Origin of the sequence: Lysobacter sp. ISL-50 (genome assembly GCF_018612875.1) — a bacterium.
In the GTDB taxonomy this organism is placed as follows: domain Bacteria; phylum Pseudomonadota; class Gammaproteobacteria; order Xanthomonadales; family Xanthomonadaceae; genus Lysobacter.
Genome location: NZ_JAGGRI010000017.1, coordinates 160,799 through 176,591 on the forward strand (window position 1 = coordinate 160,799; position 15,793 = coordinate 176,591).

Here is a 15,793-nt window from a genome sequence, read left to right on the forward strand (position 1 = left end):
CGTGAGTGATTCAAGATCACACGCGAAGCGGGTGCCGGGCGGAGATTTTCTCCGCCTGGCATCGCTGCTGTGGGTCATGCCCGCGTTGCTGTTGAGCAGCAACGCCTGGTCCGCGCCGCAGGATATCGACTTCGAACTCGATTGCGCGCAACAGCCGCCGCATGTCTTCCAGGCCAAGGTGGGCGTCGCCTTCGATTCGCGCATCGAGCTGCTCAACAGCGAGGGCGAGCGCAAGTTCTGGGCGTTCATCAGCGCGCCGACCGGGACGAGCGCGGGCGCTCGCTGCGAGGAGAAAGTCGCCGGCGCCGAATTCCTGTGCAATGGCGTGGCACTGCGCTTGCCGGTCGGGTCTCCGAACAGGCCAGTGCCGAATTCCGAATTCGCACAGATTTCCGGAATGCCGTCGCTCGAAGGAAGCTTCAGTTTCGGCCTGATCGTGGGTTCGAAAGAGGCCGGCGGCGCCAGTTGCAGCCGAACCTATCAACTGTCCATACAACCGGCCGTGATCGACAAGCAGCCGCCCACCGCGCCGGCCGGCTTCGTGGCGGAATTCAGATTCGGCGCACCCAGGATGACCATCGACCTTTCCTGGCGAGCCGCCACGGATGATTTTGGTGTGGTGCGCTACGAGATCCAGCGCTGCGACGGCGAGCTCTGCCCGGATTTCAGAACGCTGAAGTCGGTCGCCACGACGCGCGCGGCGGATTCCGGAGATCTTCGCTTCGACATCGGTTACCGATATCGCGTGCGTGCCTTCGATCGCGCGGGCAACGCCAGCGAGTTCTCCGAGATATCGCTGGTGCAGACCCCCGCCGAAGGTCCGCCGGGCCATCGTCAATAGGTGACAGATGAGCAAGCGAAAATACAGGAAAATCGAAGGCACGCAGAACCGCGACGCGACGTTCTTCAAGCCGCAGAGCGGGCCCGCGTTCGGCGATCCGTACTTCAAGCCCATCGCGGCCAGCGTTGCGCCCGCGGTGCAGAAGGAGGACGCGCCCGCCACCACGACCGAGGAAGAGAAGAAGGACCCGATCATCGAAGGGCTCAAGACCGCCGGCGAGAAACTCGCTGAGAACGAATCGTTCAAGAAGTGGTACGAACCGCGTCTGGCGAGCCTGAAATACACGTTGTGGGACAAGGCAAGCCCCGCCGATAAAGCCGCGATGATCGGCTTCCTCGGCGTGAACCTGGGCGTGGCCGGCCTGGCATTCGCGTCGAATCCGCAACTGCGCGAGAGTCTATCGGGTGTGAACATCGGCAAGCCGCTGGGATGGATCCCGTACTCGCCCATCAACGGCTTCAACTACAAACTCCCCGCCGCCGGCAAGAACGACATCGGGTTGTCCGCGGATTTTACCCTGAATCCCTATCTGGATCTGTGGAAGAACCGTCCGTCATTCATGCCCTCGGGAGCCACGTTCGGCCTCGAATCCAGCTACGACCCCACAGGCAAGGGCTTCAGCCTCACTGGCGGAAAGTTTGGTCTGGACTTCTTCGGCGGTGCGTTGAAGGCGGAAGGAAAAACGTTCAACTCGCTGAGTCCGTATCCGATGTTGATGCCGGGCATGGGCCCGGGTGCCGACCCGACTTGGCTTATGAACCAGACACCGGGCCTGCCGGATCTCAAGCAGTCGGGGTTTCAGTTCATGTTGAATGCGGATTTGCTGAAGCTGTTTCCCGGGTTGAGGAAGAGGTTCTGAGCGCTATGCAGACCAAGGCCGCGAGTAAGGAACCGTCGAGCTCGGCAAGTCGCGGGTTCTTCAGCACACGCCCGTCGTCGCCATCGTTCTTCAATTCGATGGTGCAGGCCAAGTGCTCCGCGTGCGAGAACGAGGAAACGGTCCAACAGAAGGAAGACGCCACTGTCGACGAGCCGGATCTGGCCGTTCAGGCCAAGCCGGAATCATCTTCAACTATACCCACCGTACAAACGAAATGCAGTGCCTGCTTCGGGAACGACATCAAGTTGCAAACGAAGCTCACCATCGGTGCGCCGGGAGATCGCTTCGAACAGGAAGCCGATCGCATGGCGGACACCGTCATGCGTTCGCCGGATCCGCGCGCGATGTCGATGCAAAGGGCGCCCGGGCCATTGCACATCCAGCGCGAATCGACCGAGAGCTGCTCCATCAGCGAGGAAGCGAAGGAACCGGACGAAGTCGAAGAGGAGAAGGAGGATATCGATCCCGCCGAGCAGCAGACGCCGGTCAGTCCCAAGCGCGAGACCGGTGACGTCTCACCACCGGCCGACATGGAATCTCGTCTCGAAGGTTCGCGCGGTGGTGGCGCGGCAATGTCCGCCTCGACGCGCGACTTCATGGAGTCGCGTTTCGGTTACGATTTTTCCAGCGTGCGCATCCACACCGGCGGAGAGTCGGAGCATCTGAATCGCGGCGTACGCAGCCTCGCGTTCACAAGTGGCAGGGACGTCTATTTCGGCGCCGGACAATATCGCCCAGATACGGACTCGGGCAAGCACCTGCTCGCGCATGAGCTAACGCACGTCGTGCAACAGTCGGGCTCTGCGGGCGCAGGCGTAGTGCGCGAAAAGGCGGACCCGAAGACGATCTCGCCGTCGCGCGAAGACAAGCCTTACTACTCGGGGGGCGGGGCGTGGGTCTCAGGCACGGCGACGCACGGCGTGATCGAGAAACTGCTGCGTGATCACGACGATCAGTTGGTCACGGAAGCGGCGATCCCTGGGGCGGATCGGTTCGTGCCGATGCTCAATCTGATCGGTGTGGCGGACCTGTACAAATCCTCGCCCGCGCATCACGTCACCGGCGTCAAGGCTTACAAGGAAGCGGACACCGAGGACCGCTTCGTGAACATGAACAACACGGATTCGCGCGGCACGCAGCCCGCGGTCGACTCGCTGCCGCGGCGCTTGAAACGCAAGAAAGGCACGCGCGACTGGGACGGCGATTTTCCCGAGAAGATCTGGATCGGCGAGCTCAAGCCTTTCGCTACCAGCAAGCTCAAAGCCGGCGTGAATCAGCTAAACAGCTATACGCGCGGTTACAAAGATTTCGTCAAGCAGGCCAACCATGTCAACGGTGGGCAGACGCGGGCCAGCATCGATGTCGAACGGCTCGATCTCAAGATTCCCGATTTTCTGAACTTCGACAACTTCGCCACCCAGCAAAAGATTCCGTCGAAGAGCACCACGCCCGACAAGAAGACGCGGCTGTGGGTGGCGAGCGCGGGCAACGGCGTTTACCTGTACACGGCCTTGCCCGGGAATACGGACGTGGCGCCGCCGCAAGAGTATTTCGACGAACTGGCGAATATGCGCAAGCTGGTGCTCGGGCCGCTGTCGGAGCCGGCGAAGACGACCGCGCGCATGAAGTTCGCGTCGCCGTCGACGAAACTTTCGATATCGAGCGCCGGCGCGGGGGCGTCGCGGCGCGTCCAGCGAAATACCGCCGATCGGGGAGCGAACTACTGGACCGATCGGGCGCAGGACTGGGAAAAGGTCCGCTCCGCCTGGGGCATGAAGTTTCGCGCGCAGACCAAGGGCGGCTTGAAATCGCACGTCGAGAAAGTGCGTTTCGAGAAGGCCTTGGGCCGACAGGGGCGTTCGCTGAAACCGGTCGAGAAGAAGGAGGTCAAGGAGTACAAGCAATTGATGTTCTGGAGCGGACGCGCCGGGAAGTTCCTCGGCAAGGTCCGCTTCATGCTCGGCAGTGCCTGGGACAAGGCGCTCGCGGTTTTCGAGAAGATGAAAACGAAGATGACCGGCATTCGCACCAAGGTCTTGGGCATGAGCGAAACCGGCCTGGTCAAGGTCAGCTGGCAGTCGCGGCTAATCCAGGCGCTGATGGTGGTCTGCAAGGCGGTGTTCTCGTCGTTCATCACCGAAAGCTTCAACTTCTTCGCGCAGTGTTTCCATTCCGCCATGGACAAGGTCGTGGAGAAATTCCAGGCCGAACTCGACGAGCGGTTCGGCGAGCAGATCTGCCGCGCTCGCAAGTTGTTCGAGGAGAGCAAGCAGAAACTCGAAGACGAGTGGGGCGACGTCATCCAGCAGATCCAGAACATCGTCGAAGCGATTCAGAACGTGAAGCGTTGGGTGGACATCTGTACGGCCGCGGTGGATTTGATCCGCGTCGGCGTGCAGGTCGTTTCATGCCTGACACCGCCGGGCCTCGGTTGCCTGTGGGGGCTCGTCGCGCAGCTCGGCATCGGCGCGATGGTGGGCCTGGTGGTCGGAACGCAGTGGTTCAATGAAAATATAATCACGCCGAACGTGCGCCAGCTGTTGAAGGATCACATCGCACCTACCTACCAGAACCTCATCAACCGCGTCCTGGGCGATGGGCTCAAGGAATATCACTGCCACATCGCCGATGAGGCGATTCCGACGATGAAATTCGAGGCGAAGGGCGGGATGGCGGACGGTTCGGCGGCAATGCGCGCGCATCGAGACTCGTGGGAAAAGGAATTCGAACCGCAGATCATGGCGGATCTGCAACGGGTTTTCGGCAACCCGAATGGCAAGAAGGTGACGAAGGAAGACGTGGAGAAGCTTCTGAAGAAGATCCAGGACAGCGGACTGTCGATGGAGGAATTCAAGGATCGCGCGACGATGCAGAAGCTGCTCGAGCAGGCGCGCGATCCGAAGTCGGGAAAGCTGGACATCGAACGCGCGAAGGCCGAGGCCGAGAAAAAGGAAGCTCCCCCGCCGCAGACTCCGCCGCAGCGCAACATTAATTATCCAAACGCGCGCAAGCAGAACACTGTCTTCCAGAAGATTCATGGCTGGGATCCGACAATCTTCATTGCCAAGCCTGGCATCAAGGTGGGTTCGGACGAGTTTGCCGATGCGGTGTACGACATGCAGGGCAAGGTCGGTGTGAAGCAGGACGGCATTCTGGGCGACGAAACCCTCGTGGCGTTCTACGACAAGAACAAGAAAAAGCCGGATATTTTCTACAAAGAATCCGTCCAGGCGATTGAACAGAAGAAGGCGGCGGCCGAGAAAGCGGCGAAGGAGAAGGCCGAGCGGGAAGCGGCAAAGCTGCCGGTGAGCGAAGGACCGGAATACACCACCGTGGTTACGACCTTGCCGCGCGACGTCAAAGTCCTGAACGCGCACACCGTTCCGGCGGCGTCTGGCGGCGACCACTTCCCCAAGGGCGCATCAATCAACGTGTATGTCGTCGATGTGCACTCATACATGAAGGTCGCCGGTGATCATGACGTCGTGGACCCGAAGCCAAGCTTCATCGAGCTTGATATTCATGTCGACAAAAAGCACATCTATCGGATCACGAACGTCGCTGTGGATGAGTTCTACATCGCCAAGATGTTCGGCGATGCTTGTTACTGGACGCTGATGCTCGAGATGACCGACGGCTTCACCGTCGATACGCCGAAGGGTCCATTCACGCTGCATCGCACGATGTGGTGCTGGAAGGACAAATGAATCCGGCACTGGATTGAAGGAGAAGCAGGTGGAGAAGTCGCAACGTGCCGAGGTCGTGCCACTGATTCCCGAAAGGAGTTCGATCGAGAGCGCCTACCAGCGTTTCGAAGCCGCGCTTGAATCGAGGCTGCGCATCCTGTTCGGCACGGGCTCGCACGAGCTTGCACAGCCCCCGCTGACCGAATCCAGGATCGGAGCGGATGAAACGGGTTACGGCGATTTCCTGCGCGATTTCAACCCCGACAGGGACGCGCAACTGCTGCTCATGCTGGCGCTCGCGCCTTCGCTCAAGCCCGAGTTCTTCGATTCGCTGCTGCAGCTTGCGCATCCTGGCGCGGGTGAATTCCCGCAGTTCGGCGGTGTGCGCGGCAAACAACATCGCGGATTCCTGCCCACCGGCGACACCGCATTGTTCCTCCTCGCGGGCGATGATCTGGAAGCGCGCATGCGCTGGCAAAAACTTCTCGCGGGCGATCATCCGCTGGTACACAATCGCGTCGTATATCTGGAAGACGCCGTGGAGGGCGATCCGCCCATGAGCGGTCGGCTGATGATCGACGCCGATCTAGCCGAGCGTTTCATCAATGGCAAGGTCCGCGCGCCTCGCGCCTCACTGAAGTTCCCCGCGCAAAAACTCGAGAGCGGCATGGAGTGGGACGATCTGGTCCTCCCGCCGCGCACGCTCACCGAGATCCGCGAACTCAAGAACTGGGTGCGCAACGGCAACGTGCTTCTCGACGAATGGAAGATGCGAAGCAAGCTGCGCCCGGGCTGTCGTGCGCTGTTCTTCGGGCCGCCTGGTACGGGCAAGACCATGACCGCGACGGTGCTTGGAAAAATGACCGGTCGCGAGGTCTATAAGGTCGACCTGTCGATGGTCGTTTCAAAATTCATTGGCGAAACGGAGAAGAATCTAGCTGGGTTATTCGACCGGGCTGAGCACAAGGACTGGATCCTGTTCTTCGACGAAGCCGACGCGCTGTTCGGCAAGCGCACGCAAGTGCGCGACGCACACGATCGCTATGCCAACCAGGAGGTCTCATTCCTGCTGCAGCGGATCGAGACCTTCTCAGGCTTGATCATCTTGGCATCGAATCTCGCGGGTAACGTCGACGAAGCCTTCGCGCGCCGCTTCGAGCACCTCGTCCACTTTCCGATGCCGCGTCAGAGCGAGCGCCTTCTCATCTGGAAGAAAGGGCTGCCGCCCATAGCAGCGCTCGAATCAGGCATCGATCTTGCGCAGATCGCCAATCGCTACGAGCTGAGCGGCGGAATGATCATGAACGTCATTCGCTATGTATCGTTGCAGGCGATTTCCCGTGATGAGCGTGTGCTGCGCCTGCAGGATTTCCTCGACGGCATACGCCGCGAAAACACAAAAGAGAACAGGCTCGAATAGCGAGCAGCTACGACCACGCATCGAGCAACTGGATACGATCCTGAGCGCGGGACGTGATTGCGGGGTTGAAAATCCATTGGTAATCCCCGAAGCGGGTCGGCTGCTTTGCCTCCGTGGACTCGCTGCTAATCATCTCTCTGCTTGGGGCGGTCGATCCGTAGGGAGTTCCAGGATTTCGTGGATACCCGCCGGCAATTGCGAGCGAAGTCGCACTAGCGCGAAATAGAAGCAAAATTTTGTGATCCGAATCAAGTATCGATCGAAAAATTTGGCCGCAGCTTCCGCTTAACAGCGTAGTAGCTGGCGATGCGCTAATTAAGGCGCAGATGCTTGAACCTAAGACGACGGTGCTTCCGTTGGATCACAGAAGTAAGGCTGCTATCCACGAACCCAAGACTACTTCGTCACTTATCGCCCTGTGTCGTTGATCAGGGAAAGTCGCCGCGCGAAACACCAGTTTCCAATTTAGGCCCGCGTGTTTTGACGGGAGCCGCTGGCTCCGCGGAGCCGGTAAAGACAGCAGCGGCGCCTCACCCAGTCCTGGAAGCCAATCAAGATAAGGAGATTTCATCATGGCAACGATCCAATGGTCGAAACCCCAGTCCCTGGAGTACATCCCCGACGGCAAGCTCGTGACGTTCACGGCGATGCATCAGGCCTCATACACGCAATACGTCCAGGTCATCGACGCCGGCGGCAAACCCATCAGTTTCTATTGCCTGGATGGCAGTCAGGCGAACTTCCCGATCTCGGGAAGCGGCGTCAACGTCGGCTTCCTCCAGAACGGAGCCGGCAGGTTCACCATGGCGCACGGGATGCAGGTCCAGTTCGGCAGCAGCGGGCCATACGTCCCGCAAGTCTCGGCGGGCAATCCAGTCGTGTTCTTCATCAACAAAACACTCGGTGGGGGCAACTTGTACGTGACGGAAGACGGTACCGATAATGATTTCAACGATACCAACTTCGTGATCCAGTGGTACCAGTACGTGGGCTGACCCGCCCCCGTCCCAGGCTGAAATGGGGCGGCGTGATAACTCATGAATTCCCATGGCTGCCGCGATGGATCGTCCGGATTCACCACGGAGCGCAACAATGACGGAGTGCAGCAATGAAGACCGGAATCATTATGTTCGGTGCACTTGCCGGTGCGCTGGCGATGTCCACATCGTGTACGAAAAAAACCGAGCCCACTGTCGCCGCTTCATCGGTCTCCAAGGATCAGAAAACACCGTTTCCGGGCGGCGCGCCGATCACGGCGGCTGACCTGACCGCGACCCCGGCGGCTCTGCCCGCCGCGCCGCCAGCGTACAACTACGACCCCTACAAACCCAACATCACCCACGCGGAATACGCCCGCTTTGCCTGGCGGCAGTTCATCCACTTCAATTCCCCCGCGCAGAAGAATGGCGTCGATGTCGCCGGCAAGTCGCCGGTAGTGCGGGGGAGCATCGATCCTGGCCGCAACTTTGCCGCATCCGGCGCCAGCGACTTCTACCAGAGCGGCAGAACCGCCGGTTCCAACTTCGGCAGCAATCAGCTGGTCTGGGAAACCTTCGCTCACCGGTCCGAGCTGTTCCCCGCGGGATCGGCCCCCAGAGGGAACCTCGCTACCCTGGATCCTGAGTACGCCTTCCAAAATATCAAGGTCGCGTCGGCCGATGCCCGATTCAACAACCTCGACGAAAATACCCAGATCGGCCAGAACCAGATCTTCTTCCCGAAAAACGGCAACACGCCGTCGGGCAATCCCCAGGACGATCACATCATATTGTTCCAGGCCAGGGTGAACCCTGTCGAATATGGTTATATAAAATCCATCTACAACGCCCAGAAGCCCCCAACTGCACTGGAATTGCCTCCCAACGGGACGGACCAGGGAGAATCCGTGGAGGTCAAGTCGGCATGGCGGGAAATGACTCCCGACTTGATCGCGTCCGGCCGCTATCACACGGCCGAGGCCCTGTACTACTACGAGGAGAATGGTCAGACCCGGGCGCGGGTGGCCACCTTCGGTCTGGTCGGCCTGCACATCCTGCGCAAGATGGAGAACTATCCGACGTTCGTCTACACCACCTTCGAACAGGTGGACAGCCTGACCACGCCGGAAAATAAAGACACCGGGTTGTATGTCGTCAACCTCTATGACCAACTGCAATACGATGCATCGGTACCGTCAGGGACGCGGCCGTCGGCCATCCTCAATTCCGGATCCAACCGGACCCTGGTCTCGCTGCCCTTGGCGGGCGCGATAGACAGTGCCCACGGCTACGATGTCATTCCGGGCAAATTCACCGTGCCTCGCGGGTTTTCGGGTCCGATCAAGGTCCAGAATCCACCGGTGGCGACAAGCGCTGTCTATGACGTCAACGCCGAAGTCCAGCAAGCCATGGCCAGCACGCCCGCGTTCAAGGATTCGGTATGGCGATATTATCGTCTCGTGGGGCTCCAGGTGTTGCCCACGAACGAGGACAGCTCCGTCACGCCGGCTACGCCTGATCCGCTTACCCAGGACTATTACCTGGCGAATATCGTGATCGAGAGCAGCCAGCCCGGCATCCAGTTGTTCAAGGGCGGAGTCAAGGATCCCGACCCCGACAAGCAGCAATTCACCCTGCTAGCCAAGCGCGGGCTGCCAAGCATCCTGGGAGTGAAGAAGTTGCCTCCGAATGCCGATCAGCTGGTAATGGGTGGATGCATGGGTTGCCATGGCAACGCGCAATACCCCAGGAACGAAGAAGGCAAGGGTCCGAGTATCTTCAGCTTCCTGATCAACCGGGACACCATGGCGGGGCAAGGCTTCAGTGCCGACGAGCGGAACGAATCCGCTACGAAGTTGAGCGCGAAAGGCCTGGAGTATCTACCCAATTAGGTAAGGCGCGGGCCCGGAAGCGTTCTCGCTTCCGGGTCATGCGTGGTGGTCACGCGGCGCCCTCGAGCCTGAGGCCAAGCCGCGGAAAGCCGGGGTGGCTCAACCTGATCCCCATCGTTGTGCTTAGGATTGAATCTGCCTAGCGAGCGGCGGGCGCAGGTGGGCTGTCCAGCAAATCAAGACACTGCCCAGCCTCAAGTGAGGCGCGTTCAAAAGCCTCGGGACTAACGCCACCGAGGCCTTGTCCCAGCAGTTGCCTCGTCGGCTCATGCTCGGGACAGGCGATGCGAACGACAGAACCGCTGCCAATCATCGCTGCCGTCAATCCGGCGCGGCGCCTTATAGCCACGAATCGCCTTGATTTTTCAGGTTCGCATGATCTTGGCCACACGATGCTTGCTGCAGCCTTCGCCGGCTTCACGCAGATCGCCGCAGACACGGCGCGAACCATACACGCCGCTACTGGCAGTGTAGGAATCACGAATCAGGCCCAGCAGGCGGTCGTCCTCGATCGTCCGGTCAGACCGCGGCTTGCGCAGCCACTGATAAAAGCCGCCGCGGGCGACGCGTAGCAACCGACATATCGTCGCGGTGCGAAAGGTGTGGCGATGATCGTTGATGAAGCGGTACTTCACTCGGGTTTCTTGGCGAAGTACCGTGCCGCCTTTTTTTGGATGTCGCGCTCCTCTTCCATGCGTCGAAACCGCGCGCGCAGTCGGAGGATTTCGCTTTTTGCATCGATCAATTCGCCGGCTTGTTTTTCGGCCTTGTCCGGCGTGACCGCCTGTGCGCCGACACGCCCGTGCGGGTTGATACTTCGGCCACCGTTTGGCCGCGCTCGACGATTTGACGAACCGCTTCTTGCTTGAATTCCGGAGTAAATCGCTGCGTACTCATGGCCTTCCTCCTATGCTCGGATCATAGGCCGGAAGTGTCCACATTTCCCCGGGCAGTCCACTCGGTAGCCATTAGGCCTTGAACCTAAAGGGCTTGAGCAATTAGGGTGTCGCCAACACCTGGAGAATGGAACCCCGTTACCAGTGCTGTGCGTCCTGTGCATTGGCTAATTTCACGCATTCAGCTATGACGTGATGCGTGTCACACGACGATTCCCAGGTTACGCGGGACTGTCGCGCAAATTGACATGCGCTCGCGCGATGTATTGCGGAAGACCGATTCTAAGTTCGATCTACGTGTAGCCGGGTTCGGGGATTCGATCTCAAGGAAAAGCCATGCTGATGAGCAAAGAACACAAGAACGGCGACGATTTCTTTATGAGGGCAGCGGCCACCGAGGGCGAATCGAAAGCTTCCGCGACCAGTGATGGTTGTTGCGGCTCCACGCATACGCAGTCGATGCCATGACGACCGATATCGAATTTCTGAGCAAGGATGCCGCCATGGAGCGATCTGCGGCCTATCGTAACGACCGCGCTCACGTCATCCATTCGTGGTCGGCGCAAGCGACCCTGGAGCCCTTGGTCGTGGTGGGTGCGAGCGGTTCGTACTTTTGGGACGAAACCGGAAAGCGATGGCTGGACTTCTCCAGCCAGCTGGTCAACGTCAACTTGGGCCATCAGCATCCGAAGCTGATCGCCGCCATCAAGGCGCAGGCCGAGCAGCTTTGCACTCTCGCGCCGTACCACGCTAACGAGGCCACCGCCGAGGCGGCGCGGCTGATTGCGCAGGTAGCGCCTGGCGACCTCAACAAGGTGTTCTTTACCAGCGGCGGTGCCGAGGCCGTCGAGAACGCCGTGCGCCTCGCTCGGCACCACACCGGGCGGTTCAAGGTCCTGTCGGCTTATCGCAGCTATCACGGCGCCACCGCTGGGGCGATATCGCTGACGGGGGACCCGCGTCGTTGGGGCGCCGAGCCAGGGATGCCGGGTACGGTCAAGTTTTGGGGGCCCTATCACTACCGATCAGCGTTCTATGCTAGCTCCGAGGTGCAGGAGTGCGAACGGGCGTTATCGCATCTGGCCGACACCCTCATGGTAGAGGGACCGCACACCGTAGCGGCCGTGCTGCTGGAGTCTGTTGTGGGCGGAAACGGCATCCTGGTGCCGCCCGATGGTTACCTGCAGGGAGTGCGCGAGCTTTGCGACCGCCACGGCATTCTAATGATCGCCGACGAAGTCATGGCCGGATTCGGCCGCTGCGGCGAGTGGTTCGCGATTGACCGCTGGAGCGTAGTGCCGGATCTGATCACCTTCGCCAAAGGGGTGAACTGCGGCTATGTCCCGTTAGGTGGCGTGATCGTTAGCGAGCGCATCGCGAACACGTTCGCGAACCGTCCGTTTCCCGGTGGACTAACCTACTCCGGACATCCCCTTGCGTGCGCCGCCGCGGTCGCATGCCTGAACGTGTATCGCGAGGACAGCATTATTGAGCGCGCTCGAAACTTGGGCGAGCAGATCGTGCGACCCGCGCTGGAAGCACTCAAGCGGAAGCACCCATCGGTCGGCGACGTGCGCGGCCTAGGCATGTTCTGGGCAATCGAACTGGTGCGCGATCAGGCCAGCCGTGAACCCTTGGTGCCCTACAACGCGACTGGCGACGAAAACCGTCCCATGGCTGAGCTCGTCGCGGCATGCAAGGCCCTTGGGTTGTGGCCCTTCGTCCACTTCAACCGGGTACATGTCGTACCGCCACTCACCATCGATGAAGCGGACTTGCGAACGGGCCTGGCCATCATCGATGACGCTTTGAGCGCTGTGGATCGCTATGTAACGCGATAGCCGGCGTGCGTATTCGGATACCACAACGCGCAGGTCAGCGCGCATGGACGGCTGCGCCTTCGAAAAATCACGAGCCTGTAGGGAACCGAGGCGGCCGTTGGCTTGATCGAGAAAATGATCGGAGCGTTGGTCGATGCTGGATTTGATCGTCTGTGGTTTACCGTGAAGCCCGACAACGCACACACGCGCGATGTCCATCGTCGGATCGGCGCAAGCGAGATCGACAGCCGGAAGGGATTTCGCGCGCCTGGAGATGAGGTGATCATCGGAGAAATGCGGAGGCCGGCAATGGAAGCGTTCTGGCAAAAGTACGCTGCAGCGCGCTGAGCAAGGCATGGCCGCCAATAAAGCCCCGGCCAGCCGGGGCTCTATATTATTGCCTGCTGACAGGATCAGGCCGCAGCCGCTTTCTCCACGATCGCATCGAGGCCGAAGATGTCCTTGGTGCTGTTGGAGAAGATCACCGAGAAGACCTCGTCGTGGTTGCGGAAGGCCTTGAACTCCAGCGAATTGCCGCTCGGATCGTTCAAGAACATGGTGGCGTGTTCGCCGGGCATGTCGCGCATGCGTACATGCGGCGGATCGATGAACGCGTAGTCCTTGGCCTTGATTCGTTCGGACAAAGCGCTCCAGTCCTGCCAGTTGAGATTCATGCCGAAGTGCGGAACTTTCACGGTCTCGCCGTAGAACGCCGAGCCGAAGGAACTGTCAGAGCCATCGGCAGCTGTGGGCGTCTGATGGATCACCAGATGATGGCCGTAAAAGTCCAGGTCAATCAGGTTCTTGGTTGACCGTCCTTGTTTCGCTCCGAGCACGTCACAGTAGAACTGGCGGGCTTCCTGCAGGTCATGCACGCCGATGGCCAGATGAAACTGATGGATGGCGCCGCCGTCCTTGCCGGCCGTCGGCCCCAGTACGACTTCGGCGATGGCGGCTCGCTCACCGGCGTCCTGGTCGTTGAGCTTGGTCGCCTCGTCCTGAATATTTTTCCAGAACGCCGACCATGCCGTCATGCTGTCGAAGAAGCCTTCCTGGAGCGCCTCCACGCTGCCGCTATCCATGCTGGTGACTTCGTCGCTGATGAGCTTGCGCAAATTCTCGCGATGAGCGATGTCGTGCTCACCGACGTGCAACTCCCAGAACTTCCAGGCGATCTTGTCTTTATTCGCCCGGATGTATGGATTAAGAACCAGATGCTCGTACAGGCGCGCCAGATAGATCTGGCAGACGCACTCGCCGCCCATGCCGCGCAGACCGATGCCGTATGCCGAGTTGTACGCAGGGTCGATCAGGTTGGAACGCGCGTCTTCCAGGAGTTTGATGTTGCTCGCGAGCGCCAGCTTGTCCAACGGCGGATGAGCGATGCCCAGGCTGCCGAGAAACTCGTCGTAGAGCTCTGGATGGGCCTGGGCGTGGTCGCCACCGCCCAGCTCATCGAGCAAAATGTCGGCGAGGAAGCTCCGCATCCGGCCGGGCTTAAGCCTGGCAATCAGCAATGCGATGTCGGTGATGTAGTAAACGGTGAAGTACCGATACTGCACGAGTAGCGTAAACAGGCGCTCCGGGCTGGCCGTCTCCACGAAGGAGAACATATCCTTCGCGTGGTCGACCGTCTTATGCTGGAGATCATCGGCCAGCTTCCAGAACTGATCGATGTCCACGTTGCTGTCGGAGAAACGCTGTGATGGCGAAACAGTCTTCATGTTGATCATCCGTCCTATGGCTTCAAGAGTGAATGACATTGCATTGGTTGGGCCAACGGCCTGTGCCGCACTTTGCCGTGGCTCTCCTTGACTACGTTTTTTTGCGGCGTGGGAAACCGCGCACGCTCTTTCCCTCAACGACCTTCTTCTGCGCCAGGTCCAAGTCGCTACGACGGCGATTGCTGCTAGGGCTATCAACCAACCTTGTGCGACGGAGAACCAAGCGATCACGCCCCCTGCGGAACCCGCAGCGATGGCGGGACCGATTAAAAGGAATGGCGCCGCGCGCCGCACAGGCTGCGGCCGCAGTTGCGGTGGCGGCGACGACCGCCTTAGTCGCCGTGCCCTCGATGGTCTTGGGCGCCACAGGGCTATCGCAGGAACCGCAGCAACCATTGGCGGCGGCTGTTGGTGTGTCGGCCTGAAATGGGGCTGGCAACGTGTCGGCGTCATCCGCGGCGCCGGGAGGCACAGTGATATGAAGTTCGATCTGCTCGTCATAAAGCGAGGTAGCGAACGAGAGAAATGAGCAGCACTCCTTCTCGCGCGCGGCCAATTCCTCAATCTGCGGCCGCGCCGGCGCGGCGCAGATGAGAACCAGGGAACTGTCGCGGCGTTCGGAATGCAGGAGATGTTCCCGATTCAGCTCCGCGATCCCGGCCAGTCGCTCTTGGAAACCCCGGGCTTCCAGTGAGCAAGTGACGCTCAGGTCAGTTCGTTGTTCACAGGCGCTTTCCGGCTGACTGGATTGCATCGTAATCCCTCAAGCTCCTTTAGGTTCAAGCCCCGGGCCGTGTTCATACAGCTCTGAGGCCTGAACTGAAGAGGCCTGGACTGAGCGAAACAGGCCATCACCGTGACTTTCAGATGCTCGACATCTTTTTCATATCATATGCAAGCATGCTCTCCGGAAGAACGGAAAGGGTTCACGAAAAGGAAAGAGATGCGATTGCTCCAAGAACATCGCGGACAGAGCCTGCGTGCGGGCACGATCGTGGATGCGACGATCATCGCTGCGCCAAGTTCGACCAAGAACTCAGGCGGGGAGCTCGATCCGGACATGCACCGGACGAAGAAAGGCAATCAGTGGCACTTCGGGATGAAGGCGCACATCGGCGTGGACGAGCGATCCGGGCTGGTGCACCACGTGGAGTGCACGGCGGCGAACGTGTCCGAGGTGACCCGGACCCATAAGCTGTTGCACGGCCGGGAAGACACGATCAGCGGGGACAGTGGCTATCTGGGCGCGGACAAGCGCGAAGAGTTGCAAGCGACGAAGGCCGCGTTCTGGATTGCCGAGAAGCGATCGAAGGTGCGAGTGATCAAGAGCCAACGCGAGCGGCGCTGGGCCGAGTGCTGGGAGCATCGCAAGGCCAGCCTTCGGGCCAAGGTTGAGCACCCGTTCGGGTGATCAAGCGCCAATTTGGCTATATGAAAGTGCGTTATCGCGGTCCGGCCAAGAACACGGCGCAAGTGCTGACGTTGTTTGCGTTGTCGAACTTGTGGATGGCACGCCGGCATTTGATGCCGGTAGTGGGATAGCTGCGCCTGACGCGCGGGAAACCCCGCGCAAATACGCTGAAATCGGCGTCTGCCTTATCTGATTGAGGCTATCCCCGACAGAGTCCGGATTTTACGCTGCTCGCGCGAGTTGTTC

General features: G+C 60.0%; 11 protein-coding genes and 2 pseudogenes. 10 read left to right on the forward strand and 3 right to left on the reverse strand.

What is annotated here, in order from left to right:
- Position 1: 1 nt before the first annotated feature.
- The 6 genes from J7J50_RS10755 (at position 2) to J7J50_RS10780 (ending at position 9,696) form a co-directional block, all read left to right on the forward strand.
- Positions 2–841 carry a fibronectin type III domain-containing protein gene (locus tag J7J50_RS10755; protein WP_215055878.1) on the forward strand — a complete coding sequence of 280 codons (840 nt, stop codon included), beginning with the start codon at positions 2–4 and terminating at the stop codon, positions 839–841.
- Between the two features lie 7 nt (positions 842–848).
- Positions 849–1,700 (forward strand): hypothetical protein, encoded by an 852-nt coding sequence (locus tag J7J50_RS10760; protein WP_215055879.1) that lies wholly within the window; start codon positions 849–851, stop codon positions 1,698–1,700.
- Between the two features lie 5 nt (positions 1,701–1,705).
- A complete protein-coding gene (locus J7J50_RS10765; RefSeq protein WP_215055880.1) occupies positions 1,706–5,428 on the forward strand; it encodes a DUF4157 domain-containing protein in 3,723 nt (1,240 codons plus the stop codon).
- 28 nt (positions 5,429–5,456) lie between these two features.
- Positions 5,457–6,827: an ATP-binding protein gene (locus tag J7J50_RS25270; RefSeq protein ID WP_215055881.1), complete on the forward strand. Its 1,371-nt coding sequence runs from the start codon at positions 5,457–5,459 to the stop codon at positions 6,825–6,827.
- 572 nt (positions 6,828–7,399) lie between these two features.
- Positions 7,400–7,822: a hypothetical protein gene (locus tag J7J50_RS10775; RefSeq protein WP_215055882.1), complete on the forward strand. Its 423-nt coding sequence runs from the start codon at positions 7,400–7,402 to the stop codon at positions 7,820–7,822.
- A gap of 113 nt (positions 7,823–7,935) precedes the next feature.
- Positions 7,936–9,696 carry a hypothetical protein gene (locus tag J7J50_RS10780; RefSeq protein ID WP_215055883.1) on the forward strand — a complete coding sequence of 587 codons (1,761 nt, stop codon included), beginning with the start codon at positions 7,936–7,938 and terminating at the stop codon, positions 9,694–9,696.
- A gap of 237 nt (positions 9,697–9,933) precedes the next feature.
- On the opposite strand, the pseudogene J7J50_RS24775 reads toward J7J50_RS10780, so the two are convergent.
- Positions 9,934–10,593 (reverse strand): annotated as a pseudogene (locus tag J7J50_RS24775) (IS3 family transposase); the annotation flags it as partial.
- A gap of 335 nt (positions 10,594–10,928) precedes the next feature.
- Here J7J50_RS24775 and J7J50_RS25120 point away from each other — a divergent pair.
- The 3 genes from J7J50_RS25120 (at position 10,929) to J7J50_RS10800 (ending at position 12,760) form a co-directional block, all read left to right on the forward strand.
- Entirely contained in the window at positions 10,929–11,060 is a 132-nt protein-coding gene (locus tag J7J50_RS25120) for a hypothetical protein (protein ID WP_285222271.1), read from the forward strand.
- Complete coding sequence (locus J7J50_RS10795) at positions 11,057–12,433, forward strand: aspartate aminotransferase family protein (RefSeq protein ID WP_215055885.1); 1,377 nt, start codon at positions 11,057–11,059, stop codon at positions 12,431–12,433. Before J7J50_RS25120 ends, J7J50_RS10795 begins: the two co-directional genes overlap by 4 nt.
- 102 nt (positions 12,434–12,535) lie before the next feature.
- A complete protein-coding gene (locus J7J50_RS10800; RefSeq protein ID WP_215055886.1) occupies positions 12,536–12,760 on the forward strand; it encodes a hypothetical protein in 225 nt (74 codons plus the stop codon).
- A 65-nt stretch (positions 12,761–12,825) separates the two neighbouring features.
- On the opposite strand, the gene J7J50_RS10805 is transcribed toward J7J50_RS10800, so the two are convergent.
- Both J7J50_RS10805 and J7J50_RS10810 read right to left on the reverse strand, forming a co-directional pair.
- The gene (locus J7J50_RS10805) at positions 12,826–14,136 is read right to left on the reverse strand and encodes a VOC family protein (RefSeq protein WP_215055887.1); all 1,311 of its coding nucleotides are present in this window, start codon (positions 14,134–14,136) and stop codon (positions 12,826–12,828) included.
- Positions 14,137–14,227: 91 nt separating this feature from the next.
- Complete coding sequence (locus tag J7J50_RS10810) at positions 14,228–14,890, reverse strand: hypothetical protein (RefSeq protein ID WP_215055888.1); 663 nt, start codon at positions 14,888–14,890, stop codon at positions 14,228–14,230.
- A 210-nt stretch (positions 14,891–15,100) separates the two neighbouring features.
- Here J7J50_RS10810 and J7J50_RS10815 point away from each other — a divergent pair.
- Positions 15,101–15,678 (forward strand): annotated as a pseudogene (locus tag J7J50_RS10815) (IS5 family transposase); the annotation flags it as partial.
- Positions 15,679–15,793: the final 115 nt, after the last annotated feature.

Excerpts from the sequence above, each read along its gene's own strand:
- J7J50_RS10760 (WP_215055879.1), top strand. The coding sequence starts at position 849 with ATGAGCAAGCGAAAATACAGGAAAATCGAAGGCACGCAGAACCGCGAC.
- J7J50_RS10765 (WP_215055880.1), top strand. The coding sequence starts at position 1,706 with ATGCAGACCAAGGCCGCGAGTAAGGAACCGTCGAGCTCGGCAAGTCGC.
- J7J50_RS10775 (WP_215055882.1), top strand. The coding sequence starts at position 7,400 with ATGGCAACGATCCAATGGTCGAAACCCCAGTCCCTGGAGTACATCCCC.
- J7J50_RS10780 (WP_215055883.1), top strand. The coding sequence starts at position 7,936 with ATGAAGACCGGAATCATTATGTTCGGTGCACTTGCCGGTGCGCTGGCG.
- J7J50_RS25120 (WP_285222271.1), top strand. The coding sequence starts at position 10,929 with ATGCTGATGAGCAAAGAACACAAGAACGGCGACGATTTCTTTATGAGG.
- J7J50_RS10795 (WP_215055885.1), top strand. The coding sequence starts at position 11,057 with ATGACGACCGATATCGAATTTCTGAGCAAGGATGCCGCCATGGAGCGA.
- J7J50_RS10805 (WP_215055887.1), bottom strand. The coding sequence starts at position 14,136 with ATGAAGACTGTTTCGCCATCACAGCGTTTCTCCGACAGCAACGTGGAC.
- J7J50_RS10810 (WP_215055888.1), bottom strand. The coding sequence starts at position 14,890 with ATGCAATCCAGTCAGCCGGAAAGCGCCTGTGAACAACGAACTGACCTG.